Source organism: Streptomyces nogalater (genome assembly GCF_039532885.1).
In the GTDB taxonomy this organism is placed as follows: Bacteria; Actinomycetota; Actinomycetes; order Streptomycetales; family Streptomycetaceae; genus Streptomyces; species Streptomyces nogalater.
In genome coordinates, this window is record NZ_BAAASM010000074.1 from 57,322 (window position 1) to 83,583 (window position 26,262).

Consider the following 26,262-nt stretch of genomic DNA (forward strand, 5'->3'; position numbering starts at 1 on the left):
GCCAAGGCCGCGGCCCTACCCCGCGAAGAAGTCCGCCAGCACCGGCCCCAGCACGTCCGGCTCCACCATGTGGGTCTGGCCGGGCAGGACGCGGTACGTGCCCCGCGGCACCGCCTCCGCGACCGCCTGGCCGGCCCGGTGCATCCACTCCGGGCTCGCGCCGCCCGCGATCGCGAGGACGGGCACGGCGATCGCGGCGAGCCGGTCCCCGGGGAGCAGGCCGTCGGCCATGACCGCGTCGTCGTGGGCGAGGCTGGGCGCGAGGGCCTCCATGCCGGCCCACATCGGGGACTGGCGGGCGCGCCGGATCACCTCCTCGCCGAGGCCGGTCTGGCGCAGGAACAGCTCCACCGCGTCGCCGCGCCGACCCTCGGCCAGCGCCTCGGCCAGCCGCTCCTTGTAGGCCGCCTCGCGCGCGGCGCCGTCCGCCAGATGGTCGGCGTACGGCACCTCGTACACCGCCGCCCGGGTCGCCGGCACCCCGTCCGCCGCCGCGCGCAGGACCAGCGCGCCGCCCGAGGAGACGCCGAACAGTGCCGCGTCGCCGCCCACGGCGTCGATCAGCGCGGCCAGGTCCTCCACCTCGCGGTCGACCGCGTACGGCGCCGTGTCGCCGCTCTCGCCGCGGCCCCGGCGGTCGTAGACGACGGCCGTACAGCGCTTCGCGAGACGCTCGGCCAGGGGCAGCACGGTGCCGCCGGTGGACATCGCGCCGCTCACCAGGATCACCGTGGGCCCCCGGCCGGTCACGTGGTACGCGAGCGAGGTGCCGTCGCGGGAAGTCGTCTTCTTGTCCATGCCCGTGCAGACTGCCGCACGGCCGCCCGCTCACCGGTCACGACACGGCGATACCGGGGGTGGTCATGAGACCTCGGTGTCGTAGAAGCAGTAGTGGTCCTTGAGCTCGGCCACGTCGGCCCTGGGCTCGGGGTACGCCCAGACGAGGTCGGCCGCGTCCGGCAGCGACCAGTAGGACGCCGTGCCCTTGTAGGGGCAGACGGTGTGCGTGTCGGAGGGGGTCAGCAGATCGAGGCGTACGTCCTCGGCGGGGATGTAGTACCGCACCGGACAGCCCGTCTCGCGCACCTCCAGCGGACGGTCGGTCTCCGCGAGCACCTGGTCACCGTGCACCGCGCGCACGTGCCGCTCGCTCTTGTGGATCGTGATCGTGTGTCCATCGGCCATACCGGAACAGCGCCGGGCGGCCCGCGCTTCTTCCCGCGCGGCGCGGGCACCGTACGGTATAGGCCATGAACATCTGCGTCTTCCTGTCCGCCGCCGACCTCGACGAGCGCTACACGCGCCCCGCGCGCGAGTTCGCGGAACTGATCGGCAAGGCCGGTCACACCCTGGTCTGGGGCGGCTCCGACAGCGGTCTGATGAAGGTGGTCGCCGACGGTGTGCAGGAGGCGGGCGGCAGGCTGCTGGGCGTCTCCGTGGAGTTCCTGGCGAACAAGGCGCGGCCCGGCGCCGACGAGATGATCATCGCGGGCGACCTCGCCGAGCGCAAGAAGCTGCTGCTGGAGAAGGCCGACGCCGTGGTGATCATGGTGGGCGGCACCGGCACCCTGGACGAGGCCACCGAGATCCTGGAGCTGAAGAAGCACGGCCGCACCCACAAGCCGGTCGTGCTGCTGAACACGGCCGGCTTCTACGACGGCCTGCGCGAGCAGTTCCGCCGCATGGAGGCCGAGGGCTTCCTGCCCCGCCCGCTGGCCGAGCTGGTCTTCTTCGCCGACGAGCCCGCCGGGGCCCTGGCCTACCTGGAGGAGCAGCTCGCCGGGCACTGATGCGAGCATGGGGCCCATGGCTACTCATGTGATCACCGGGGCCGGTTCCGGCATCGGCGCGGCCGTGGCCCGCCGGCTGCACGCGCGCGGGGACGACCTCGTGCTGCACGCGCGCGACGCGGGCCGCGCCAAGGAGCTCGCGGCCGGCTTCCCCGGCGCCCGCACCCTGGTCGGCGACCTCGCCGACCCGGACAGGCTGTCCTGGGCGTTCTCCCACCAGTCGCTCCCGGACCGGGTGGACTCCCTGCTGCACATCGCCGGGGTCGTCGAGCTGGGCCAGGTCGGCGACCTCACCCCGAAGTCCTGGCACCACCAGATGAACGTCAACCTGATCGCCCCGGCCGAGCTGACCCGGCACTTCCTGCCGCAGCTGCGGGCGGCCCGCGGTCATGTGATCTTCGTCAACTCCGGCGCCGGCCTGAGCGCCGGTGCCGGCTGGTCCGGCTACGCCGCCTCCAAGCACGGCCTCAAGGCCCTCGCCGACGCCCTGCGCCAGGAGGAGCACGCGAGCGGCGTCCGCGTCACCTCGGTCTACCCCGGCCGCACCGCCAGCCCCATGCAGGCCAAGGTGCACCAGCAGGAGGGCAAGGAGTACGACCCGGAGAAGTGGATCGACCCCGAGTCGGTCGCCACGACCATCCTGATGGCCCTGGACCTGCCCCGGGACGCGGAGGTCCACGACCTGTCGGTCCGCCCGGGGCGCTGACCCGGCCCCGGGCCCGTACCACTCGGCGCGCCGGGTTCCGTAGGCTTCCCTGGTGAGCGAAAACAGCCAGTTCAGGTTCCCGGGAGCCACCGGCGTCGGCTCCCTGCCCGGCACCGACGCGCGGGAGGCCGCCAAGACCGCCACCGGCAGCTTCGAGGACTTCCCGTTCCTCGCGGAGCTGCCCGCGCGCGGGCCCGGCGCCGACATGATCGGCCGGACCGCCGGGATGCTGGTCGAGCTGTACGCGCGCGTGGAGCCCAGCGGCTGGCGGATCGGGGACCGGCCCGGCCGGGACACCCGGCGGGCGCGGTCCTGGCTGGTGGAGGACCTGGACGCCCTGGAGGAGTTCACCCAGGGCTACGCGGGCGATCTGAAGGTGCAGGCGGTCGGGCCGTGGACGCTGGCCGCCGCGCTGGAGCTGCGCAACGGCGAGGCCGCCCTGTCGGACCCCGGCGCCTGCCGGGACCTGGCCGCCTCGCTCGCCGAGGGGCTGCGGCTGCACCTGGCCGAGGTGCGGCGGCGCGTCCCGGGCGCCCGCCTCGTCCTCCAGCTCGACGAGCCCTCCCTGACCGCCGTACTGCGCGGACAGGTCCGCACCGCCAGCGGCTACCGCACCCACCGCGCCGTGGACCGGCAGGTCGTGGAGGCCACGCTGCGGAACGTCGTCGCGGCGCACGGCGGGCCCGTGATCGTGCACTCCTGCGCCCCGGACGTCCCGTTCGCGCTGCTGCGGCGGGCCGGTGCGGCAGCCGTCTCCTTCGACGCCGCGCTGCTCACCGAGCGTGACGACGACCTGATCGGCGAGGCCGTCGAGGCGGGGACCCGGCTGTTCGCCGGTGTCGTACCGGGCACGGACGGCCCGTTGTCAGACCCTGCCGGTAGCGTCATGGGTGTCAGGACGCTGTGGCGCAGGCTGGGGCTGCATCCGGGGTTGCTCGCGGAGGCGGTCACGGTGACTCCGGCGTGCGGTCTGGCGGGCGCTTCCCCCGCCTACGCGCGCCGGGCGCTCGCCCACTGCGTCCAGGCGGCGAGATCCCTCGCGGACAACCCTGAGTAACGGAGGACAACACGGTGGCCGGCGACAAGCAAGCGGAGACGACAGCGGTGCCCGCCGAGGCCCGCGAGACCCACGCGCGGCTGGCGGAGCAGATCGAGGAGCACCGCTTCCGGTACTACGTGAAGGACGCTCCCGTCGTCAGCGACGCGGAGTTCGACCGGCTCCTGAAGTCCCTGGAGGAGCTGGAGGAGCGGTATCCGGAGCTGCGCACCCCGGACTCGCCCACCCAGAAGGTCGCGGGGTCCTACGAGACGGAGTTCACCGCCGTCGAGCACCGCCAGCGGATGCTGTCGCTGGACAACACGTTCAACGACGAGGAGCTGGCCGCCTGGGCCGACCGCATCGCGCGGGAACTGGGCGACCAGACGTACCACTTCCTGTGCGAGCTGAAGGTGGACGGCCTCGCGGTCAACCTCACCTACGAGAAGGGCCGGCTGACCCGCGCGGCCACCCGTGGCGACGGCCGCACCGGCGAGGACATCACGCCGAACGTCCGCACCATCGCGGAGATCCCCGACCGCCTCGGCGGCGAGGAGGTGCCCGACCTGGTGGAGATCCGCGGGGAGGTCTACTTCCCGATGGAGAAGTTCCTCGAACTGAACGAACGCCTGGTCGCGGCCGGCGACAAGCCGTTCGCCAACCCCCGCAACGCCGCCGCCGGTTCGCTGCGCCAGAAGGACCCGAGAGTCACCGCGACCCGCCCGCTGCACATGGTGGTCCACGGCATCGGCGCCCTGGAGGGCTTCACCGGCCCGACCCGGCTCTCCCAGGCGTACGACCTGCTGAAGACCTGGGGCCTGCCCACCTCCCCGCACAACCGGGTGGTCGACGGCCTGGACGGGGTGCGCGAGTTCATCGCGCACTACGGCGAGAACCGGCACTCCGTCGAGCACGAGATCGACGGTGTCGTGGTCAAGCTGGACGAGATCCGCCTCCAGGGGCGGCTCGGCTCCACCGCGCGGGCGCCCCGCTGGGCGATCGCCTACAAGTACGCGCCGGAGGAGGTCAACACCAAGCTGGTCGACATCAAGGTGGGCGTCGGCCGCACCGGCCGGGTCACGCCGTACGCCCAGGTGGAGCCGGTCACGGTCGCGGGCAGCGAGGTGGAGTTCGCCACCCTGCACAACCAGGAGGTCGTCAAGGCCAAGGGCGTCCTCATCGGGGACACCGTGGTGCTGCGCAAGGCCGGTGACGTCATCCCGGAGATCCTCGGCCCGGTGGTGGACCTGCGGGACGGCGGCGAGCGGGAGTTCGTGATGCCGGCCGAGTGCCCGGAGTGCGGTACGCCGCTGCGGCCGATGAAGGAGGGCGACGTCGACCTGCGCTGCCCGAACGCCCGGACCTGCCCGGCCCAGTTGCGCGAGCGGGTGTCGTATCTGGCGGGCCGCGAGTGCCTGGACATCGAGCACTTCGGCGCGGTGGCCGCCGCCGCGCTGACCCGGCCGCTGGAGCCGGCCGACCCGCCGCTGGTGGACGAGGGCGACCTGTTCGACCTGACGGTGGAGAAGCTGCTGCCCATCAAGGCCCATGTGCTGGACCCGGACAGCGGACTGCCCAAGCGTGACCCCAAGACCGGTGAGGAGAAGGTCGTCACCGTCTTCGCCAACCAGAAGGGCGAGCCGAAGAAGAACACCCTCGCCCTGCTGGCGAACATCGAGGCGGCCAAGTCCCGTCCGCTGGCCCGCTTCCTGAACGGGCTGTCCATCCGGCACGTGGGCCCGGTCGCCGCGCAGGCCCTCGCCCGCGAGTTCCGCTCCGTCGACCGCATCGAGCAGGCGACCGAGGAGGAGCTGGCGGCCACCGACGGCGTCGGCCCGATCATCGCCGCCGCGCTCAAGGAGTGGTTCGCCGAGGACTGGCACCGCGAGATCGTCCGCAAGTGGAAGGCGGCCGGGGTGCCGCTGGAGGACGAGGCGTCCGGCGAGGACGAGGGGCCGCGCCCGCTGGAGGGGCTCACGGTCGTCGTCACCGGCACGCTGGAGCACCACACCCGGGACGGCGCCAAGGAGGCACTGCAGGGCCGGGGCGCCAAGGTGACCGGTTCCGTTTCGAAGAAGACCTCATTCGTCGTTGTGGGTGACAACCCCGGATCGAAATACGACAAGGCCATGCAGTTGAAGGTCCCCGTCCTGAATGAGGACGGTTTCGGCGTCCTGTTGGAGCAGGGCCCCGAAGCGGCGGCGGAAGTCGCGCTTTCGACCGAGGAGTAGCGGTTGAAGGCCACCCGATCGGCGCATATCAGTTGCATACGGGTGGCCCGGGCACATTCGGGCAACCGTCGGAGACCGCTGCCCGTGGAAGCCTTCCGCGGCCTACTGTTGAGGTGTGCGCCCGCCGTGCCCAGTGGCGGCCGGGGCATCTCCGTGCCCTCGACAGGCCCGGGGAGGGTTTCTTCGACGCGGAGCCGCTGATGGTTGTCGGTCATCGGGCCGCGTGGCGTGGGCACCGCCGGCTGTGAGAGGGACGGGAATGGAACCGACCGAGAGCGTCGCCCCGGACTCACGGCTGCGCCCGCGCCGCCGTGCGGGCGGCTGGCGCCGGAACCGGTGGACCGAGCGGGCCGGAGGCCGTACGGGAGTGCGGCCGCGCCCCGTCACCCCGCGCCCCGCCGGCCCGTGCGCGGCCACCGAGCCCGCCGCCCCGCTGCCGCCGGCCGTCGAAGCCGCCCCCGGCCTGGCCGGCGCCGACACCCACCCGTCCTGGCCGGCGTTGCCCGCGGCCGTCGTCGCCGCCGCGGGACTCACCCTGGGCACCGGGTTCTACCGCGCCTGCGTCGGCCACCACGCCCTCTTCCCGCAAGGCACGGTCGGCTGGGCGCTGGCCCTGCTCACCGGCGTCATCGTCGGCCACCTCGTGATGCTGGGCCGCGCCCGCTGGTGGGGCGGCACCGGATCGGGCGCCGCCCTCACCCTCGCCGTCCTGCTGCTGTACGGCTGGGTGCCCGCCGGACTGGTCAGCCTCACCGTCGTCGTCCTGGTCGGCATCGCCCGCCGGCACCGCTGGCGCCAAGGGGTGCTGCACGGCGCGGTGGACATCCTCGGCATCGGCGTCGGCGCCCTGCTGCTCGGCGCGTTCGGCCGGGTCCCGAGCGTCGAGGCCCCCTGGCGGCCCGACAACTGGAGCATCGCCACCGCCCCCGAGGTCGCCCTGGTCGCGGTCGCCTACCTCACCGTCAGCCGCGGCCTGCTGTGGTACCTGAACGCGCCGCGCGACGGCGGGCTGCCCACCATCGCCCGCACCGCCCTGGTCAGACAGGGGCTGGTCGCCGTCGCGCTGCTCGGCATCGCGCCGCTGCTGTGCGTCGTCGCCGACGCCGAGCCGATCCTGCTCCCGCTCTTCGCCATCCCGCTCATCGCCCTGGACTCCACGCTGTGGATGGCCCGCGCCCGCGCCGAGGAGCAGCTGCGCGACCCGCTGACCGGGCTGCCCAACCGGCAGTGGCTGCTGGAGCGGATCTGGACCGCGCTGGACGACGCCGACCGCATCGGGGCACGCGCCGCGCTCATGCTGATCGACCTCGACCGGTTCCGCTCGGTGAACGACACGCTCGGTCATCTGGCCGGGGACCGGCTGCTGCTCCAGATCGCCGACCGGCTGCGGCTCGCCCTGCCGCGTGGCGCCGAGGCCGCCCGGCTCGGCGGGGACGAGTTCGCCGTGTTACTCCCCGTCGCCGACTCCACCACGTCGGCGACGCGCGTTGCCCGCTCTCTCGTCACCGCCCTCAGCTCCCCGCTCGACCTGGACGGCCTCACCCTGGTCCTGGAGGCCAGCGCCGGTGTGGCCGTCTTCCCCGATCACGCCCTCGACGCCGAGGGGATGCTGCGCCGCGCCGACGTCGCCATGTACCAGGCGAAGCGGGACCGCACCGGCGTCGAGGTCTACGAGTCCAAGCGCGACTCCAACACCCCCGACCGCCTCGGCCTCCTCGGCGATCTGCGCCGGGCCCTCGACGCGCACGAGGTCCAGCTGCACTACCAGCCCAAGGTCCGCTTCGACGGACAGGTGGCCGGCCTGGAGGCCCTGGTCCGCTGGGTGCACCCCGAGCGCGGCAAGGTGCCGCCGGACGAGTTCATAGCGATAGCCGAGTCCTCCGGGCTGATGCCCCACCTCACCGAATACGTCCTGGAGACCGCGCTCGGCCAGGTCGCCCGATGGCGGGCACAGGGCCTGCGGGTCCCGGTCGCCGTCAACGTCTCCCCGCGCGACGTCCACACGCCCGGCTTCGCCGGCTCCGTCGCCGCGCGGCTGGCCCGGCACGGGGTCCCGGCCGGGGCGCTCCAGCTGGAGATCACGGAACACGTGCTGCTGGAGGACCCGCAGCGGGCCGCCGACACCCTCGCCGGGCTCACCGGGCACGGCGTGAAGATGTCCCTGGACGACTTCGGCACCGGGTACTCCTCCCTGGTGCACCTGCGCCGGCTGCCGGTCAGCGAGCTGAAGATCGACCGCTCCTTCGTGGCCCGGCTCGCCGTCGACACCGAGGACGCCGAGATCGTCCGCTGCACGGTGGACCTGGCCCATTCGCTGGGCCTGCTGGTCGTCGCCGAGGGCGTGGAGGACGACGAGACCTGGGAGCGGCTGCGGGACCTGGGCTGCGACGCGGTACAGGGCTGGCTGGTCGCCGCGGCGATGCCGCCCGACGAGACCACGGCCTGGCTGCTGGCCCGGGGTTCCCGTGGCTGGCAGCGGACCCCCGCGGCCCCCGCCGTGCTGCCCGCGGCCGAGTAGCCCCCGCTGCCCGCGGCCGAGTAGCACCCGCTCCGCGAGCCGCCGCCCCGCCCTTCTTCGCCACAGCCCGCGCCGAGGCCGTTCCACGCTCCGCGTGGCGCTCGTACCGCTCGGCGACACGCTGATCCTCCCGCGCGACGGCGGCACGGAAGCCGTCGCGTCCGGGATGCGCTTCGCCGCCGTGATCGTTGTGCTGATCAGCGCCGGTCCGCTCTTCTCGGCCCGAGCGCCGCGCCACGAGGTGCCCACCCGGGGCGCCGCACCGAGGGAGAAGCGCCATGTCACTGTTCGTGCCCAGGTTCGACGACACCGTACTGGTCAGGGACGATGTCTACCTGCTCGACGGCGAGGCCGAGGTGCTGTCCGGCGACGACGTGGTGACCGCCGGACGCGGTGACCTGGTCATCGTCCCGCCGGACCGCCCGCATTCCCCCAAGCTCTCGGCTCCGCTCGAGCAGGGGGCACCCCCATCGCCGCCGCACCCGGCACCACCGCCGACCTGCTCGTCGTCATCGCCCCGGGCGTCGAGCGCTTCGAGTACTTCCGCCACCTCCAGCGCGTCCGCCTGGGCGAGGCCCCAGCGGAGAGCCTGCTGGAGGTCCAGGAGCTGTACGACAACCACTTCCTGAAGAGCGCGGCCTGGGACGGCCGGCGCCGCTGAGGAGGGGCCCGGGGGAAACCGTTTCACGGGCATGGGGCCCCGCCCCCTAGGATTGGCCCCAAACCACACACACTCACCCCAGAGGATCGCTGCATGCCTGGCATCACGCGCGAGGAGGTCGCCCACCTCGCCCGGCTGGCGCGTCTGGAGCTGAAGCCCGAAGAACTCGATCACTTCGCAGGCCAGCTTGACGACATCATCGGCGCGGTCGCCCGCGTCAGCGAGGTCGCCGACCAAGACGTACCGCCGACCTCGCACCCGCTCCCGCTGACGAACGTCATGCGGCCGGACGAGGTCCGTCCCTCGCTCACCCCCGAGCAGGCGCTCTCCGGCGCCCCGGCCCAGGAGCAGCAGCGTTTCAAGGTGCCGCAGATCCTGGGGGAGGAGTGACCACCATGACGGACAACAACATCATCAAGCTCACGGCCGCGCAGATCGCCGAGAAGATCGCCTCCGGCGAGCTGACGGCGGTCGAGGTCACCGAGGCCCACCTGGCCCGGATCGAGGCCGTGGACGAGAAGGTCCACGCCTTCCTGCACGTGGACCGCGAGGGCGCTCTCGCCCAGGCCCGTGCCGTGGACGCCAAGCGCGAGCGCGGCGAGAAGCTCGGCCCGCTGGCCGGCGTCCCGCTCGCGCTCAAGGACATCTTCACCACCGAGGGCGTGCCCACGACCGCCGGCTCGAAGATCCTGGAGGGCTGGATCCCGCCGTACGACGCGACGCTCACCAAGCGGCTGAAGGCCGCCGATGTCGTCATCCTCGGCAAGACCAACATGGACGAGTTCGCCATGGGGTCCTCCACCGAGAACAGCGCCTACGGCCCGACCGGCAACCCCTGGGACCTCACCCGGATCCCGGGCGGTTCCGGCGGCGGTTCCTCCGCCGCGCTCGCCGCCTACGAGGCCCCGCTCGCCATCGGCACCGACACCGGCGGCTCCATCCGCCAGCCGGCCGCCGTCACCGGCACGGTCGGCGTGAAGCCGACGTACGGCGCGGTGTCCCGGTACGGCATGGTCGCCTTCTCCTCCTCCCTCGACCAGGGCGGGCCCTGCGCCCGTACGGTCCTGGACGCGGCCCTGCTGCACGAGGTGATCGCCGGCCACGACCCGCTGGACTCCACGTCCGTCGACGCCCCCGTCCCGCCGGTGGTCGAGGCCGCCCGCAACGGCAGCGTCGAGGGCATGCGCGTCGGCGTCGTCAAGCAGTTCCGCGGCGAGGGCTACCAGGCCGGCGTCATCCAGCGCTTCGACGAGTCGGTGGAGCTGCTCAAGGAGCTGGGCGCCGAGATCGTCGAGCTGGACTGCCCGTCCTTCGACCTCGCCCTGTCGGCGTACTACCTGATCGCCCCCTCCGAGTGCTCCTCCAACCTCGCCCGCTTCGACGGCCTGCGCTACGGCCTGCGGAGCGGCGACGACGGCACGCGCTCCGCCGAGGAGGTCACCTCCCTGACCCGCGAGGCCGGCTTCGGCCCCGAGGTCAAGCGCCGGATCATGCTCGGCACGTACGCGCTGTCGAGCGGGTACTACGACGCGTACTACGGCTCCGCGCAGAAGGTCCGCACGCTCATCACGCGGGACTTCGAGAAGGCCTTCGAGCAGGTCGACGTGATCGTCTCCCCGACGACCCCGACCACCGCCTTCCCGATCGGCGAGCGCGCCGACGACCCGATGGCGATGTACCTCGCGGACCTGTGCACCATCCCGACCAACCTGGCGGGCAACGCGGCCATGTCCCTGCCCTGCGGTCTCGCCCCGGAGGACAACCTCCCGGTGGGCCTGCAGATCATCGCCCCCGCGCTGAAGGACGACCGGCTGTACAAGGTGGGCGCCGCCGTCGAGGCCGCCTTCGTGGAAAAGTGGGGTCACCCGCTGCTGGAGGAGGCACCGTCGCTGTGAGCAAGCTGTCGAAGGCCAAGGACTTCAAGAAGTCCAAGTCCGGTACGTACCTGTCCATGGCCGCCACCGCGTTCGGCGCGGTCGGCGCCGCGAAGCAGATCAAGAAGGCCCGCGCCGAGAACGACACGCTGAGGCTCGTCGACGCCGTCGTCACCGCCGCAGGCATCGTCACCGGCCTCGCCATCCTCTACCGCGAGCTGAAGCGGTTGGGCGACGACGACGTCCTGCTGGGCTGAGAGGGAAGTTTTCACCGTGACCACCACGACCGACCTGGTGTCGTACGAGGACGCGCTGGCGGCGTACGACCCCGTCATGGGCCTTGAAGTCCATGTCGAACTCGGCACCAAGACCAAGATGTTCTGCGGCTGTTCGACGGCGCTCGGCGCCGACCCGAACTCCCAGACCTGCCCCGTCTGCCTCGGCCTGCCCGGCGCGCTCCCGGTCGTCAACGCGACCGGCGTCGAGTCCGCCATCAAGATCGGTCTCGCGCTGAACTGCGAGATCGCCGAATGGTGCCGCTTCGCCCGGAAGAACTACTTCTATCCGGACATGCCGAAGAACTTCCAGACCTCCCAGTACGACGAGCCGATCGCCTTCAACGGCTACCTCGACGTGCAGCTGGAGGACGGCGAGGTCTTCCGCGTGGAGATCGAGCGCGCCCACATGGAGGAGGACACCGGCAAGTCGACGCACGTCGGCGGCGCCACCGGCCGTATCCACGGCGCGTCCCACTCCCTGCTGGACTACAACCGCGCCGGCATCCCGCTCATCGAGATCGTCACCAAGCCGATCGTGGGCGCCGGCGAGCGCGCCCCCGAGGTGGCGAAGGCGTACGTCCGCGAGCTGCGCGAGGTCATCCGCGCCCTCGGCGTGTCCGAGGCCCGCATGGAGATGGGCCAGATGCGCTGCGACGTGAACCTGTCGCTGATGCCCAAGGGCGCCGACAAGTTCGGCACCCGGAGCGAGACGAAGAACGTCAACTCCCTGCGCTCGGTGGAGCGTGCGGCCCGCTACGAGATCATGCGCCACGCGGCCGTGCTCTCCGGCGGCGGCACGATCGTCCAGGAGACCCGCCACTTCCACGAGGACACCGGGTCCACGACCTCGGGCCGCGTGAAGGAGGAGGCCGAGGACTACCGGTACTTCCCGGAGCCCGATCTGGTCCCCGTCGCGCCCTCGCGCGAGTGGGTCGAGGAGATCCGCGCGGCCCTGCCCGAGCTGCCGCTGGCCCGCCGTACCCGCCTGCTGGCGGAGTGGGGCATCTCCGCCACCGACATGCAGGCGATCCTGAACGCCGGCGCGCTGGACCTGATCGTCGCCACGATCGACGCCGGTGCCGACGCGGCCGCCGCCCGCAAGTGGTGGATGGGCGAACTCGCGCGCAGCGCCAACGAGTCCGGCACGGCGCTGGACGAGCTGGCGATCACCCCGCGGCAGGTGGCCCGGGTCACCGAGCTGGTCGCCAAGGGGGACCTGAACGACAAGCTGGCCCGCCAGGTCATCGAGGGCGTTCTCGCGGGCGAGGGCACCCCGGACGAGGTGGTGGACAAGCGCGGACTGAAGGTCGTCTCGGACGAGGGCGCGCTGACCGCCGCCGTCGAGGAGGCCATCGCCGGCAACCCGGCCATCGCGGACAAGATCCGTGGCGGCAAGGTGGCCGCGGCCGGCGCCCTGGTCGGCGCGGTCATGAAGGCCACCCGCGGCCAGGCCGACGCGGCCCGCGTCAAGGAGCTGATCCTGGACAAGCTGGGCGTCAGCGAGGGCTGATCCCACCCGCGTACGGCCCCGGAGACACGCTCTCCGGGGCCGTACGGCTTTTGTGCGGTGGCGGTGGCGGTGGCGGTGGCGGTGGCGGTGGCTGTGGGTGCCGTACGGCTCTTACGCCCGGCGTCCCACGACCCGTACGAATCCCAGCGAGCGCCCCTCGTCCACGCGGAGCATCTCCGCGGACCGGCCCGCCATGCGGACGTGCAGGTCGTCGGCGCTCTCCTCGGTGACGACGTCGCACCACCGCAGCCAGTCCCGCCAGCCGTCCTCCAGCCAGTCGGCGGTCTCGACCTGGACGGCGCCGCTGCGGGTCCAGTGGCGCCGCCACCAGCCGGCGGTGTGGAAGCACCAGAAGGCGGGCTCCCACCAGGGCCTGAGGTGCTCCGGCGGCTCGACCCCCGCAGGTTCCTCGCTGAGCGCCGGGACGACGACCCCGATCCGCCCACCCGGCTTCAGCAGCCGGGCCAGCGACGGCAGATACAGGTCGTCGGTGCCGAAGTACTGGTAGGCGTCGATGGAGACGATCGCGTCGAAGGACCCTTCGGCGAACGGCAGGTCGTGGGCCTCGGCGCGCACGGGCAGCACCCGGTCGGCGACGCCCGCCTCGGCGAGCCGTACGGCGTTGTCGTCGGGGTCCACCCACAGGTCGGCGGCGGTGACCTGGAGGTCGTACTCGCGGGCCAGGAAGATCGAGGTCATCGCCCGCCCGCAGCCCAGGTCGAGCACGCGCGCGCCCGGCGGCAGCGCGTCCAGCCCCAGCGCGGGGGCCAGCCACTCCAGCAGCCACAGCGCGTGCGGGCCCATCTGGTTGTCGATGGTCCAGCGGGCGTCGTAGCCGTTGCTGCGGGGGTAGCGCGGGTGGGTGACGCGGCGGGTGAGCGCGTCCGGTGTGTGCGGTGTCCTGTTCACAATCGACCATCCCTAGCAGCCGGGAGGGCCGCCCCGCAGCGGGTTTTCGCCGCGTGGGAGGTACGCTCGCCCGCCATGAGGGGAAGCACCGAATCCGCTGTCGAGCCCGCGCTGCCCGCGATAACGGAGGCCGCCGAAGAACCGGAAGCCGCCGGGGACACCGATGAGCACGCCGGGGACGCCGAGGATCACCCCGGGGACGCCCGGCGGGCCCGCTGGGTCGCCGTCGCCACCGGGGCGCTGCTGACCTGCGCGGGGCTGGCCGCCGCGCTGCTGAGGTCCGCCGGTACCGCCCCGGCGCTCGTGCCCGCCGCCTACGCCCTCGGCGCCGCCGTGTGCGCGTCCGCGGCGGTGCTGGGCGCCAAGGGCCGTACCCGCAGGGCCTTGTGGTCGCTGATCGCAGGAACGATGATCATGGCGCTCGGGGACCAGTTCGACTGACGTGTTCTCGCCGTGCCGGCCTGGTCCCGGCGGACGGACTGCGGGAAGGAAGTGCGACTCCATGTACGCGACATCACTCGGTGACGACGGCGCCGAACTGCGGCCCCTGGAGGTGTGGCACGCCGGGGAGCTGCTGGAGAACATCGACCGGGGACGGGAGTTCATCGGCCGGCACATAGGGCTCGCGGACGTGGTGTCCGATCTCGACGGGGCCCGCGCCTGGCTGAAGTCGTACGCCGACAAGCGCGCCGCCGACGCCGGCAGCGTGCACGGGATCTGGCTGGACGGCAAGCTCGTCGGCGGGCTGCTGTTCCGCGTCTGGGACACCCCGAACGGGGTCTGCGAGGCCGGCTGCTGGCTGGAGCCGGGCGCGGCCGGGCGCGGACTGGTCACGCGCGGCATGCGGCTGCTGCTCGACTGGGCCTTCGAGGAGCGCGGCATGCACCGGGTGGAATGGCAGGTGTCCTCGGCCAACGAGCCGAGCATCAACGTGGCCCGCCGGCTCGGCATGACCCGCGAGGGCGTGCTCCGCGAGAACTTCCCGCACCGGGGGGTGCGCACCAGCACCGAGATCTGGGCGGTGCTGGCACCCGAGTGGCGTGCGGCACGCGCGCGTACCGCGCGAAACGATCATTAAGAGACCTCTCAGACAGCGTCCGTACGGTGCCGGGCATGGCAACGAAGACAGCGGAAGGCGCCGAGCCCGCCGGCACCGGGCCCGGTACCGAGGCGCACCAGGACGACGACACGACGACGGCCCCGGGAGGAACGGGGGTCGTGAAGGAGACCGAGGAGACCGGGGAGGCCGGGCAACCCGGGGAGACCGAGGACGCCGGTGACGCCGGTGACTCCGAGGGCGCCGGGGAAGGCGAGGCGGGCGGTGCCGGTGGCAAGGTGCCCTCCGGGGTCGGCCAGGGCGCCGGTGCCGTCGTCTCCGCCGCGCTGGGCCTGGTCTCGCTCACCGGCGGCTGGATCGGCACCGTCGCCTCCACCCGCGAGCAGCTCATCGGCCAGCTGCGGACGTCCACCGGCGCGAGCGTCGGCACCCAGCTCAAGGAGGTCTACGGCGACGCCTGGCACACCACCGCCCTGTGGGCCGGGCTGTTCGCGCTGGCCGCGCTGATCACCGCCGTGGTCGTGCTGGTCCGGCCCGCGTTCGGCGCCCCGGGCCGCCCGCAGGCCGCCTGGATCAGGTCGGTGGCCTGGGCGGGCCTCTCGCTCGGCGTCGTAGGCCTGCTGCTGGCCGTCCTCAAGTACTCCGACGCCCTGCTGGCCGTGCCCTCCGCCGGCTGAGCGGACGAGGGTCCCAGGGGATCCCAGGGGCCTTAGGGCATCCGCACGCACGCGGGCGCCCTAAGGCCCCTTACGCGCGCCTACGGCCCGCCGGACGCGCGAAGATGCGGAACTCTCCCGATGCGGCGGACCGGCCGCGGGACGAGGGTGGGAGGCGTCGCGAAAAGCGGCACCCGCCGCCGAATCCCCGGAGGGATCCGCCATGTACGAGCTCGAACTGCACCGCCTCCGCTCCGCCGAGCTGCGCCGCACGGCCCGGGAGGAGCGCCTGGCCCGCGAGGTCGTCCGCTCCCGCCGCGCCGCCCGCCGCGGGCGATCCGGCAACGCCGCCCCGGCCGCCGAGTCGCATACCGGCGGCTCCCGGCGGAACGGGCTGCCGCACACCGCGTGACGACGGGGGAGCGAAGCGGCCGGACGGGGGACGGCCGCTCCCGGTCCCAGGGTCGTAGGGCTTCCCGGCGAAGCCCTACGACCCTTCCGGCCGTCAGTACGACCATCACACGGGACCTGTGGAAAACCAGTGCCGGGCCCTCGGGACCTCGTGCGATGCTCGGGCCCGTGGAGACCAGGTCCGTCAGTCCCGTGTTCGTCGGCCGCACCGCCGAGTTGGCCACGCTGCACGACGCGCTCGCCCGCGCCGACGCCGCCGAGCCGCAGGCGCTGCTGCTCGGCGGCGAGGCAGGCGTGGGCAAGACCCGCCTCGTGGAGGAGTTCGCCGCGGCCGCCGCCGGCCGCGGCGCGGTCGTCGCCGTCGGCGGCTGCGTGGAGATCGGCGCCGACGGGCTGCCGTTCGCCCCCTTCTCCGCCGCGCTGCGGGCCCTGCGCGACGCCCTGCCCGAGGAGTTCGGCGCCGCCGCGGCCGGCCAAGAGGAGGAACTGGCCCGGCTGCTGCCCGACCTCGGCGAGGCCGGCGCCGGCCGCCACGACGAACAGGGCATGGCCCGGCTGTTCGAACTCACCGCCCGGCTGCTGGAGCGGGTCGCCACCGCCCACACCGTCGTCCTGGTCCTGGAGGACCTGCACTGGGCCGACGCCTCCACCCGCCACCTGCTCGCCTATCTGCTGCGCACCCTGCGCGCCGGCCGCCTCCTCGTCCTGGCCAGCTACCGCAGCGACGACATCCACCGCCGCCACCCGCTGCGCCCCCTGCTCGCCGAACTGGACCGGCTGCGCACCGTCCGCCGGATCGAACTCGCCCGCTTCACCCGCGAGGAGGCCTGCCGCCAGATCGCCGGCATCCTCGCCGCCGAACCCGACCCCGCCCAGGTCGACGAGATCTACGCCCGCTCCGACGGCAACGCCTTCTTCATCGAGGAACTCGCCGTCGCCGCCTGCCAGGGCAACTGCGCCGGCCTCACCGACTCCCTGCGCGACCTGCTCCTGGTCCGGGTGGAGGCGCTGCCCGAGAGCGCCCAGCGGGTCGCCCGGATCGTCGCCGAGGGCGGCTCCACGGTGGAGTACCGGCTGATCGCCGCCGTGGCCCGGCTGGCCGAGGACGACCTCATCGAGGCGCTGCGGGCCGCCGTCGGCGCCAACATCCTCACCGTCACCCCCGCCGGCGACGGCTACCGCTTCCGGCACTCCCTGGTCCGCGAGGCCGTCGCCGACGACCTGCTGCCCGGCGAACGCTCCCGGCTCAACCGCCGCTACGCCGAGGCCCTGGAGGCCGATCCCGCGCTCGTCCCCGCCGACGCCCGGGTGATGCGCCTGGCCAGCTACTGGTACCACGCGCACGACGCCGCCAAGGCCCTGCCCGCCGTCCTCGCCGCCGCCGTCGTCGCCCGCCGCCGGCACGCCTACACCGAACAACTCGGTCTGCTGGAACGGGCGATGGAGCTGTGGGACAACGCGCCCGCGGAGGTGCGCGCCGCCCTGCGCCCGGTCGACTACGCGGAGGTCTTCCCCCCGTGCGGCTGCGACCCGGCCACCACCCCGCTGCGCTACCTCGACCTGATGGCCGAGGCCGCGGTGGCGGGCCGCTTCGGCGGGGAACGGGAACGCGCCCTGAAGATCACCAAGCGGGCGCTGCGCCTGCTGGAGGAGGACCCGGACCCGCTGCGCGCCGCGTGGTTCTGGGTCCAGCGCTCCCGGCTGGTGCAGGCCCAGGCCCGCGGCGACGGCTGGCAGGAACTGGCCACCGCGCAGGAACTGGTGCGCGGCCTGCCGCCGTCCGAGGTGCACGCCGAGGTGCTGGCGGTCGTCGCCAACTGGTCGATGCAGCACCGGCCCGGCCCCGAGGCACTGGCCGCCGCCGAACGGGCCGTGGAGTACGCGCGCATGGTGGGCGCCCGCGAGACCGAACTGCACGCCCTGCTCACCCTGGGCGGGCTGACGGTGGAGGCCGGCGACCCGGAGGCGGGCCTGGCGCAGATGCGGCAGGTGCTGCGGGACACCCTGGCGGAGGGCGTGCACCCGGTCGCCGGCCGCGCCTATGTCAACCTGCCGTCCGCGCTGCGCAGCGTCGGCCGGGACCGCGAGGCCGTCCCGCTGCTGCGCGAGGGCATCGAGTTCTGCCGCCGGTACGGACTGCTGGACTCCGGGGCCTGGGCCTGGGGCAACCTGTCCGAGGCGCTCTACGCGCTCGGCCGGTGGGACGAGGCCGCCGAGGCCGCCGCGCACGCCACCCGCGTCGGCCACAGCGCCAAGCCCCGGGCCGGGGGCGCCCTGCGCCTGGCCCACCTCGCCCTGGCCCGCGGCGACCTCGCCGAGGCCGCCCGGCAGCTCGCCACCGCCCGCTCCTGGTACGGCACCCACGACCCGCGGCCCCAGCAGTCCCTGCCGCTGGCCCGCACCGCCGTCGGCATAGCCGCCGCCGAGGGCAGGATCGAGGACGCCCGCGCGCTCCTCCTGCCGGTCCTGGACGCCGGTTTCCCGCCCGGCACCCACCGGTACGGCTGGCCGCTGCTGCTGGCCGCCGCCACCGCCGAGGCCGACGCCCGCACCCTGCCCGCCGCCCGGCCCGGCCGCACCGAGATCCTGGACCGCCTCTTCACGGCCGTACGGACGCTGACCACCGGCGTTCCCCTGTGGCAGGCCTACGGCCGGTGGGCCCGGGCCGAACTGCTGCGCGCCGAGGGCCGGGACACCGCCGGGACCTGGGCCCCGGTGGTCGGCGCCTTCGAGTGCCTGGACCGCCCCTACGACCTCGCCCGGGTCCGGCACCGCCTGGCCGGGGCGCTGCTGGCCGAGGGCGGCGACGACGAGCGCGACCGCGCCGTGGAACTGCTCCGGCTGGCCGCGGCCGTCGCCGCCCACCTGAAGGCCCGCCCGCTCGCCGACGCCGTCGCCCGGCTCGCCCAGCGGGCCCGGCTCACCCTCGGCGGCGGCAAGCGGCAGGACCCGGCCGCCGACCCGGCCGCCGCGTTCGGTCTCACCAGCCGGGAGCGGGATGTCCTCGGCCTGGTCGCGGCCGGCCGTACCAACCGCCAGATAGCCGAGGAGCTGTTCATCTCGCCGAAGACCGCGAGCGTCCACGTCTCCAACATCCTGGGCAAGCTCGGCGTCTCGGGCCGGGGCGAGGCGGCGGCGGTGGCGCACCGGCTGGGCCTGCCCGTGGCCGGGACGCTCGCTGCCGAACCGTCCGGGTGAGACCTACGCTGGAGAAAACCGGCAACGAGGGGGAGCCGTGTTCAACGTCTTCGAGGATCTGTTCGCACCGGGCCGCAAACACACCCGGGACGAACTCAACCGTCTGGAACTGTCCCGCGAGGACGTCGGGGACAACGACCCCGGCCGCGGCCCCATAGACCTGGCCTCCGGCAAGGCGGTCATACGGCTGTCCCCGCCCGCACCCTCCGACGAGGAGCCCGGGTCCGAGCCCGGCTGACCCCGGCTGACCCCGATCGGCGGGCCGGCGGCCCGGCTCAGCGGACGCGGAGCTCCAGCACCCGGTCGTCCTCCTTGCCGGGCTCGCCCCGGCCGTCCGTGTTGCTGGTCACCAGCCAGAGCCGGCCGTCGCCCGCCGGGGCCACCGTGCGCAGCCGGCCGTAGGAGCCGGTGAGGAACGCCTGCGGGGCGGCCGAGGCCGAGGCGCCGTCCAGCGGGATGCGCCACAGACGCTCGCCGCGCAGTCCCGCCATCCAGATCGCGCCCTTCACCTGGGCGATGCCACTGGGGGAGGCCTCGTCGGTGTGCCACTGGGCCACCGGGTTCTGGAAACCGGCGTCGGAGGAGCGGCCCTCCGCCTTCGGCCAGCCGTAGTTGCCGCCCGGCTTGATCGCGTTCAGCTCGTCCCAGGTGTCCTGCCCGAACTCCGCGGCGAACAGCCGCTGATGACCGTCCCAGGCCAGCCCCTGGACATTGCGGTGGCCGTAGGAGTACACGACGGAGCCGGGGAAGGGGTTGCCGGGTGCCGGTTCGCCGTCCGGGGTCATCCGGAGGATCTTCCCGCCGAGCGAGGACCGGTCCTGCGCCAGGCCCCGCTGCCCGGTCTCGCCGGTGCCCGCGTACAGCATGCCGTCCGGCCCGAACGCGATCCGGCCGCCGTTGTGGATGGTGCCCTTGGGGATGCCCTTGAACACCGTGTCGGGAGCGCCCAGCCGCTCACCGGCCGGTTCGCGCTCGTCGTAGCGGAGACGGACGATCCGGTTGTCCGAGGCCGAGGTGAAGTAGGCGTAGATCATGTGGTCCGAGGCGTAGCCGGGGGACAGGGCGATGCCCAGCAGTCCGCCCTCGCCGGCCGGGGAGACCCCGGAGACCGTGCCCAGCACCGTCGTCCGGCCGGTCTTCGCGTCGACCCGGCTGATCGTGCCCTCGTCCCGGGAGGAGACCAGCAGATCACCGCCGGGCAGCGCGGCCAGCCCCCAGGGTGACTTCAGCCCCTCGGCCACCGTGCGCAGCACCCTCGCCGACCCCTTGGCGGGCGCGGCCGGCCCGGTGCCTTGGGAGGCGGCGGACCCCGCGGAGGCCGTGGCGGCCGGTGTCCGCTCCGGCGCGTCGCCGCCCCCCGAGGAGCAGCCGGCCGTGAGCAGCAGGGCGGACACGGCCAGCACGGCCGGTACGGCTCGACGTCGCACGATCACGGTCCCTCCCGGACGCTCCGAAACGGCGGCCCCACGACGGCCCCACCCCGCACGCTACTCCCGCGCCCCGCACGACGGTTGCCGCACGGCGGGGGTGGTGCGCGGCGGTCGGTGGTTGTCGTGCGGCGGAGGTGGTGTGCGGTCGGTGGGAACTCAGTCCCAGGAACCCTGCGCCGCCGGCAGCCGGGCCACCTCCGCCAGGTCCTCGTCGGTCAGCCGCAGCCCCGCCGCCCCCGCGTTCTCCGCGGCCCAGCGCGCCTGCTTGGTGCCCGGCAGCGCGATCACATGACGGCCCTGCGCCAGCACCCAGGCCAGCGCCACCTGGGCCGGGGTGACCTCCTCGCCGTGCCGCCGGGCTATGCGCCGCAGCCCCACGACGATCGGCTGGTTGGCCGCCATCATCTCGGCCGTGAACCGGGGATGCCGGGCGCGCACGTCGTCCGGCTCGAAACCCTCGCCCGGCGTCAGCGTGCCGGTCAGGAAGCCGTTGCCCAGCGGCATCGCCGCGAGGAACCCCACCCCGCGCGCCTCACACCACGGCAGCAGCTCCCGCAGCGCCTCCGGCGACCACACCGACAGCTCCGCCTGCACCGCGCTCACCGGGAACACCTGCTGGATCCGCTGCAACCGGCGCAGCGTCGCGTCGTACAGCCCGGCGCCCGAGCGGCGCGCGCCGCGCGCCCCCAGCGCACACAGGCCCAGCGCCCGCACCTTCCCGGCCCGCACCAGGTCGGCCATCGCGCCCCACGTCTCCTCGACGGGCACCTCCGGGTCGGGACGGTGCAGCTGGTACAGGTCGATCACGTCCGTCTGGAGCCGGCGCAGCGAGGCGTCGCAGGCCCGCCGCACATAGCCGGGACGGCCGTTGGCCACGATGTGCTGCTCGCCCACCAGCAGCCCCACCTTCGTGGCCACGAAGGCGTCCCGGCGCCGCTCCCTGAGCACCCGGCCCAGCAGCAGCTCGTTGGTGAACGGGCCGTACATGTCCGCGGTGTCCAGCAGGTCCGACCCCAGATCCAGCGCCCGGTGCACGGCTTTGACCGACTCCTCACCCCGCTGCCGGGATCCGGTGTACGCCCAGCTCATCGGCATGCATCCGAGTCCGACGGCCCCCACCGCGAGTCCCCCCGCGCCGATCGTCCTGCGCTCCACCTGCTCGTGAACCTCCCTCTGCCCGGCCACCAACCTAACCTCTGCGCGTGCGCGGCCCTGACATAGCCTCCTGGCATGAGTGCAGAGGTCTGGCTTCCTATTCCGCCCGAGGAGATCGAGGGCCTGCCGGAGGGGCTCCGTTATCTGTTCTGGGACGGCGGCGCGGACGGTGACCAGCCGTTTCCCGGCGACCCGGCGCGGTGCGCGGTGTACGTGGTGCCGTACATGAAGCGGCTGTCGGTCCGGGTGGGCCCGCTGGCGCATCTGACCAACGTCCGGGTCGTCCAGACGCTCACCGCCGGCGTCGACGACATCACCGCACGGCTTTCGGACATCGCGCCGGGCGTACGCCTGTGCAACGCGCGGGGCGTGCACGAGACCAGCACGGCCGAGCTGGCGCTCACCCTGACCCTCGCCGCGCTGCGCGGCATCCCGGAGTTCGTCCGCGCCCAGCGGCAGGGGCGCTGGGTGGGCGGATTCCATCCGTCCCTCGCCGACAAGAGCGTGCTGATCGTCGGGTACGGGTCCATCGGCGCCGCCATCGAGGACCGGCTCGTGCCCTTCGAGGTCGCGCGGGTCGCACGGGTCGCACGCTCCGGTCGCACGGTAGCGCGCGGTCCCGTGCACCCGATAGCCGATGTGCCCTCCCTGCTTCCGCACGCGGATGTCGTGATCCTGTGCACCCCCCTCACGGAGGACACCCGGGGACTCGTGGACGCGGACTTCCTCGCCGGGATGAAAGACGGGGCGCTGCTCGTCAACGTCGCGCGCGGAGCCGTGGTGGACACCAAGGCGCTCCTCGCCGAACTGGAACGGGGCCGGATCACGGCGGCCCTGGACGTGACGGACCCCGAGCCGCTGCCCCCCGGCCACCCCCTGTGGCAGGCGCCGGGCGTGCTGATCAGCCCGCATGTGGGCGGGCCCTCCTCGGCCTTCCTGCCGCGCGCCAAGCGGCTGATCGCCGACCAGCTGACCCGGTTCGTGAACCACGAACCCTTGCGGAACGTGATCCTTACGACCGGTCCAGAAACGGCGGGAGCAACCGGGCGCTAGGCGCCTTCCGGCACCCTCCGCAATCTTTCGGACGCGTCCTGTACCGGCATACGCCCTGGTCGTCACGGAGCGTAGAGACGCTATGTCGCTGAGTGACGATCCTGGTGTATCGTCCCGGGCAGGGGCTGCGCCGCTGACGTCGGCGCCGGGGATGGACATTTCAGATTTGTGAGGGGGGCGACGGGCGATGCACGGCCTATGGACGAACGATCCGACGCGGCGGAGCCGCCGACGGCGACCCTGGCGCACGGCCGCGCGCAGGCGCGGCCACCACACCAGCCACCACAACCACCGCCAGCGCAGGTACAGCGGCCGTCGCCGGCCGGCGTACCCGGCGCAGCGGGACCGTCAGGACCGGGGAACGGCACGCACCGGGAGGCCGCGGTGAGCGCCCCGACCTCGGTGACGACCCCCCCGGACAGCGCGGTGCGCGCACCGCACCCGCACGTGGCGCCGCCGTCGCGCCGGCCGGTGGCCGGCGAGAACCGGCGCCTGGTCGAGCAGCTCGTCCTCGCCCTGGTCTGCGCGGCCTACGCCGGCGGATCCGCCTTCGGCTGGGGCTCGGACCGGGTCGCGGACGTGATGGGCGACTTCGGGCTGAGCGCGGCGGCCGCGGCCGCCGCCGTCTCCTGCTTCCTGTACGCCCGCGGTCCACGCGTCCGCTTCCGGTCCGCGTGGCTGCTGTTCGCCCTGTCGGCGACGATGAGCTCGCTGGGCAACGCGGTCTGGGGCTGGTACGAGGTCGCGCTGGACGCGCCCGTGCCCAGCCCCAGCTACGCCGACCTGTTCTTCCTGTGCTTCGCGCCGCCCGCCATCGTGGGACTGCTGGTGCTCGCCAAGCGGCCGGCGAGCAGAGCGGGCTGGATCTGTCTGGGGCTGGACGCCTGGCTGATCGGCGGCTCGCTGCTCACCCTCTCATGGAGCCTCGCGCTCGCCCAGGCGGCCCGCATCGACGGGTCGAGCGTGGCCCACGCCGCGCTGTCGCTGGCGTACCCGCTGCTCGACATCGCCCTGATCAGCATGGTGCTGGCGCTGCACTTCCGCCGGGCCCCGGGCAACCGTACGGCGGTGAACACCGCGATCGGCGCGCTGGCGCTGACCGTGCTGTGCGACGCGCTGTTCACCTCGCCGCTGCTGCACAGCAGCTACCGCTCCGGGCGGCTGCTGGACGCGGGCTGGTTCGCCGGTTCCCTGCTGCTCGCCTACGCCCCCTGGGCCTCTCCCCGGCGGCAGAGCGGGCCGCAGGCGCACACGCCCGGCGGGCACACGCGCGTGGTCCACGAACACGTGCCGGGCCAGCGCGGCACGGGCCAGTGGAGCACGGACCAGTGGAGCACGCATCAGCGGAGCGCGGGGCAGTGGAGCGCCGGCCAGTGGGACACGGGGCACCACCCCGCACCCCCGCTGCCCGCGCCGGGCGGCGAGCACCTCCGGTACCCGGCCGGCCGGCCGCTCACCGGCTCCCTCGCCGCGCTCACCCCGTACCTCGCCGCGGCCGTGTGCACCCTGGGGATCCTGTACAACGTCCTCAACGGCCGCAGGCCCGACCACGTCGTGCTGATCACGGCGGGCGCCGTGGTGCTGGCGCTCGTCATCCGGCAGGGCATCATGCTGCTGGACAACATCACCCTCACCCAGGAACTGGCGCAGAAGGAGAACCACTTCCGCTCCCTGGTGCAGGGCTCCAGCGACGTCATCATGATCGCCGCGCCCAACGGCGTCCTGCGCTACGTCTCCCCGGCCGCCGCCGGGGTGTACGGCCGGCCCGCCGAGGACCTGGTGGGCACCGAGCTGGCCGCCCTCATCCACCCGGAGGACCTGGGCCGCGTGGTGCACGAGGTGCGCCGCTTCCTGGCCGCGAACCCGGTGGAGGAGCCCACCACGCGCATCGAGTGCCGGTTCCGCTCCGGCGACGGCGGCTGGCTCAACGTCGAGTCGACCGTCAACCGCCACCACGGCGGGCTGATCTTCAACAGCCGGGACGTGACCGAGCGGGTCCGCCTCCAGGCGCAGTTGCAGCACAACGCCGAGCACGACCCGCTGACCGACCTGCCCAACCGCGCGCTGTTCACCCGGCGCGTGCAGCAGGCCCTGGCCGGCCGCCGGGCCACCGACCGGGGCGCCGCGCTGCGCGGTACGGCGGTGCTCTTCATCGACCTGGACGGGTTCAAGGCGGTCAACGACACGATCGGGCACCAGGCCGGGGACGAGCTGCTCATCCAGGCCGCCCGCAGACTCCAGGAAGCGGTCCGGCAGGGCGACACCGCCTCCCGGCTGGGCGGTGACGAGTTCGCGGCCCTGATCGTCGGCGACGGCACCCGGGACCGGGCCGCCCGGGAGCGGAACATCCTGGAGCTGGCCGACCGGCTGCGGGTGGCCCTCTCCCAGCCGTACGTCATCGACGGCAACGACGTCCGGGTGGCCGCCTCCATCGGCGTCGCCTTCGCCGAACCGGGCCTGGGGGCGGGCGAGTTGCTGCGCAACGCCGACCTGGCGATGTACCGCGCGAAGTCGGCCGGAAAGGGCCGGGTCGAGCTGTACAAACCGCAGATGCAGCAGGACGTCGTCCGCAAGGCGGAGCTGGCCACGCGCCTGCGCGCCGCGCTGCACGACGGCGAGTTCACGCTGCTGCACCAGCCGGTGGTGTGCCTGGAGAGCGGCCGGATCACGACCGTCTCCGCGCAGGCCCGCTGGCGCTCCTCGCAGGGGGTGCTGTTCACCCCGGCGGAGTTCCTGCGGGTGGCCGACGACGCCGACAAGACCGCCGAGCTGGACCGCTGGATCCTCCAGCAGGCCGTGCAGCAGGCGGCCGAGCGGGTCGCCGCCGGGGTCGCCGTACCGGTCACGGTCCGGATGAGCGCCCGGCGGCTGCTGGACCGCTCGTCCCCGCTCGGCTCGGTGGAGGCGCTGCTGACCCGGCACGGGCTGCCGCCCGGCGCGCTGGTCGTGGAGCTGTCCGACACCGACCCCCGCGTGTCGCTGGACGAGCTGGAACGGCGGCTGACCGCGCTCAGCCGGCTCGGGGTGCGGATCGCCCTGGACGGCTTCGGCAGCGGCTACGCGGCCATCACGGCCCTGCGGCGGCTGCCCGTGGACATCCTCAAGCTCGACCGCGGCCTGGTCGAGGGCGTGGTGGAGTCCGCGCGGCTGTACAAGATCACCAGTGGTCTGCTGCGGATCGCCGGCGATCTGGGCCTGCAGTCGGTGGCCGAGGGCGTCGACCTGCCCGAGCAGGTGGTCGCGCTGCGGGCCATGGGCTGCACCCACGGCCAGGGCATGGCGTTCGCCGGTCCGCTGGACGAGTACCGGCTGCGCCGGGCGCTCGGTTCCGGCCACTACCCGGTGCCGCACGCCCCGGCCGAACCCGCGTTCGCGGGCAGCGCGAGGGAGCCGAACGGCGTCTACACGGGGGGAGTTCCCGCCGTCTTCGGAGGCGGCGGCGCCCTTCGCTCACATGCTGAGACGCCCGTCCCACCCACTTGACACGTGGTGCGTGCCGGGGGGAGGGTCAGTTCCATGCGCACCCGAATTCTCGTACTTGGACAGCGCGTCGGCTGAGCTGGGACCCACCGGAGGACCATCCGGAATCCCCAGCGACCTCACCGGCGCGCTCCCCTCGCTTGCCTTGTGGCACGAGGGGTTTTTTGTTGCACGAGTGCCCTTCGTGCAGCGCCCCAGATCCGCCCGAACCTCGCAAAAACCCTCAGCATCGAGAAGAGAATGCCGATGACCGAGCAGGCCACCGGGGCCCACCATCCGCAGCCGCGGCCCCGTTCCGGAGGACAGCAG

General features: G+C 73.5%; 22 protein-coding genes and 1 pseudogene. 18 read left to right on the forward strand and 5 right to left on the reverse strand.

The features are described 5' to 3' along the window. Positions 1-15: 15 nt before the first annotated feature. Both ABD350_RS35945 and ABD350_RS35950 read right to left on the reverse strand, forming a co-directional pair. Complete coding sequence (locus ABD350_RS35945) at positions 16-798, reverse strand: alpha/beta fold hydrolase (protein ID WP_344353334.1); 783 nt, start codon at positions 796-798, stop codon at positions 16-18. A gap of 63 nt (positions 799-861) precedes the next feature. Further along, the gene (locus ABD350_RS35950; RefSeq protein WP_344353336.1) at positions 862-1,185 is read right to left on the reverse strand and encodes a DUF427 domain-containing protein; all 324 of its coding nucleotides are present in this window, start codon (positions 1,183-1,185) and stop codon (positions 862-864) included. Between the two features lie 65 nt (positions 1,186-1,250). On the opposite strand from ABD350_RS35950, the gene ABD350_RS35955 reads away from it, so the two are divergent. The 10 genes and pseudogenes from ABD350_RS35955 to gatB all read left to right on the forward strand — a co-directional run bounded on the left by ABD350_RS35955 (position 1,251) and on the right by gatB (position 12,604). After that, the gene (locus ABD350_RS35955) at positions 1,251-1,790 is read left to right on the forward strand and encodes an LOG family protein (protein WP_344353337.1); all 540 of its coding nucleotides are present in this window, start codon (positions 1,251-1,253) and stop codon (positions 1,788-1,790) included. Positions 1,791-1,797: 7 nt separating this feature from the next. Next, positions 1,798-2,496 carry an SDR family oxidoreductase gene (locus ABD350_RS35960; protein WP_344353338.1) on the forward strand — a complete coding sequence of 233 codons (699 nt, stop codon included), beginning with the start codon at positions 1,798-1,800 and terminating at the stop codon, positions 2,494-2,496. A 52-nt stretch (positions 2,497-2,548) separates the two neighbouring features. Continuing rightward, positions 2,549-3,553 (forward strand): methionine synthase, encoded by a 1,005-nt coding sequence (locus ABD350_RS35965; protein WP_344353340.1) that lies wholly within the window; start codon positions 2,549-2,551, stop codon positions 3,551-3,553. A gap of 14 nt (positions 3,554-3,567) precedes the next feature. Continuing rightward, entirely contained in the window at positions 3,568-5,763 is a 2,196-nt protein-coding gene (gene ligA, locus ABD350_RS35970; protein WP_344353342.1) for an NAD-dependent DNA ligase LigA, read from the forward strand. Between the two features lie 259 nt (positions 5,764-6,022). Then, positions 6,023-8,281 carry a putative bifunctional diguanylate cyclase/phosphodiesterase gene (locus ABD350_RS35975; protein ID WP_344353344.1) on the forward strand — a complete coding sequence of 753 codons (2,259 nt, stop codon included), beginning with the start codon at positions 6,023-6,025 and terminating at the stop codon, positions 8,279-8,281. A 332-nt stretch (positions 8,282-8,613) separates the two neighbouring features. Next, positions 8,614-8,942 (forward strand): annotated as a pseudogene (locus ABD350_RS35980) (hypothetical protein); the annotation flags it as partial. 93 nt (positions 8,943-9,035) lie between these two features. Then, complete coding sequence (gene gatC / locus ABD350_RS35985; protein ID WP_004925108.1) at positions 9,036-9,332, forward strand: Asp-tRNA(Asn)/Glu-tRNA(Gln) amidotransferase subunit GatC; 297 nt, start codon at positions 9,036-9,038, stop codon at positions 9,330-9,332. 5 nt (positions 9,333-9,337) lie between these two features. After that, positions 9,338-10,837 carry an Asp-tRNA(Asn)/Glu-tRNA(Gln) amidotransferase subunit GatA gene (gatA, locus tag ABD350_RS35990; RefSeq protein ID WP_344353346.1) on the forward strand — a complete coding sequence of 500 codons (1,500 nt, stop codon included), beginning with the start codon at positions 9,338-9,340 and terminating at the stop codon, positions 10,835-10,837. Next, positions 10,834-11,073 (forward strand): hypothetical protein, encoded by a 240-nt coding sequence (locus ABD350_RS35995; RefSeq protein ID WP_030614455.1) that lies wholly within the window; start codon positions 10,834-10,836, stop codon positions 11,071-11,073. Before gatA ends, ABD350_RS35995 begins: the two co-directional genes overlap by 4 nt. A gap of 16 nt (positions 11,074-11,089) precedes the next feature. After that, positions 11,090-12,604 carry an Asp-tRNA(Asn)/Glu-tRNA(Gln) amidotransferase subunit GatB gene (gatB, locus tag ABD350_RS36000; protein WP_344353350.1) on the forward strand — a complete coding sequence of 505 codons (1,515 nt, stop codon included), beginning with the start codon at positions 11,090-11,092 and terminating at the stop codon, positions 12,602-12,604. A 111-nt stretch (positions 12,605-12,715) separates the two neighbouring features. Here the strand turns inward: gatB and ABD350_RS36005 are convergent, their stop codons facing one another. Beyond that, positions 12,716-13,516, reverse strand: coding sequence for an SAM-dependent methyltransferase (locus tag ABD350_RS36005; protein WP_344353367.1), 801 nt, complete (start codon positions 13,514-13,516; stop codon positions 12,716-12,718). Between the two features lie 72 nt (positions 13,517-13,588). Between ABD350_RS36005 and ABD350_RS36010 the strand changes: the two genes are divergently transcribed. From ABD350_RS36010 to ABD350_RS36035, 6 genes are all read left to right on the forward strand, one after another. Further along, positions 13,589-13,954, forward strand: a complete 366-nt coding sequence (locus ABD350_RS36010; RefSeq protein WP_344353351.1) for a hypothetical protein — start codon at positions 13,589-13,591, stop codon at positions 13,952-13,954. 61 nt (positions 13,955-14,015) lie between these two features. Continuing rightward, positions 14,016-14,591: a GNAT family N-acetyltransferase gene (locus tag ABD350_RS36015; RefSeq protein ID WP_344353352.1), complete on the forward strand. Its 576-nt coding sequence runs from the start codon at positions 14,016-14,018 to the stop codon at positions 14,589-14,591. Between the two features lie 35 nt (positions 14,592-14,626). Further along, complete coding sequence (locus ABD350_RS36020) at positions 14,627-15,247, forward strand: hypothetical protein (RefSeq protein WP_344353353.1); 621 nt, start codon at positions 14,627-14,629, stop codon at positions 15,245-15,247. A 202-nt stretch (positions 15,248-15,449) separates the two neighbouring features. After that, positions 15,450-15,638, forward strand: a complete 189-nt coding sequence (locus ABD350_RS36025; protein WP_344353355.1) for a hypothetical protein — start codon at positions 15,450-15,452, stop codon at positions 15,636-15,638. Positions 15,639-15,793: 155 nt separating this feature from the next. After that, positions 15,794-18,835, forward strand: a complete 3,042-nt coding sequence (locus tag ABD350_RS36030) for a helix-turn-helix transcriptional regulator (protein WP_344353356.1) — start codon at positions 15,794-15,796, stop codon at positions 18,833-18,835. Between the two features lie 37 nt (positions 18,836-18,872). After that, on the forward strand, positions 18,873-19,073 hold the full coding sequence (locus tag ABD350_RS36035) for a DUF6191 domain-containing protein (protein ID WP_344353358.1): 201 nt from the start codon (positions 18,873-18,875) through the stop codon (positions 19,071-19,073). A gap of 37 nt (positions 19,074-19,110) precedes the next feature. Here the strand turns inward: ABD350_RS36035 and ABD350_RS36040 are convergent, their stop codons facing one another. Then, positions 19,111-20,262 carry a PQQ-dependent sugar dehydrogenase gene (locus ABD350_RS36040; protein ID WP_344353360.1) on the reverse strand — a complete coding sequence of 384 codons (1,152 nt, stop codon included), beginning with the start codon at positions 20,260-20,262 and terminating at the stop codon, positions 19,111-19,113. Positions 20,263-20,421: 159 nt separating this feature from the next. Continuing rightward, entirely contained in the window at positions 20,422-21,420 is a 999-nt protein-coding gene (locus tag ABD350_RS36045) for an aldo/keto reductase (protein ID WP_344353361.1), read from the reverse strand. Between the two features lie 75 nt (positions 21,421-21,495). Here ABD350_RS36045 and ABD350_RS36050 point away from each other — a divergent pair, with 75 nt between their 5' ends. Beyond that, a complete protein-coding gene (locus ABD350_RS36050) occupies positions 21,496-22,473 on the forward strand; it encodes a 2-hydroxyacid dehydrogenase (RefSeq protein ID WP_344353362.1) in 978 nt (325 codons plus the stop codon). A gap of 384 nt (positions 22,474-22,857) precedes the next feature. Continuing rightward, positions 22,858-25,956: a putative bifunctional diguanylate cyclase/phosphodiesterase gene (locus ABD350_RS36055; protein ID WP_344353364.1), complete on the forward strand. Its 3,099-nt coding sequence runs from the start codon at positions 22,858-22,860 to the stop codon at positions 25,954-25,956. Positions 25,957-26,262 lie beyond the last annotated feature (306 nt).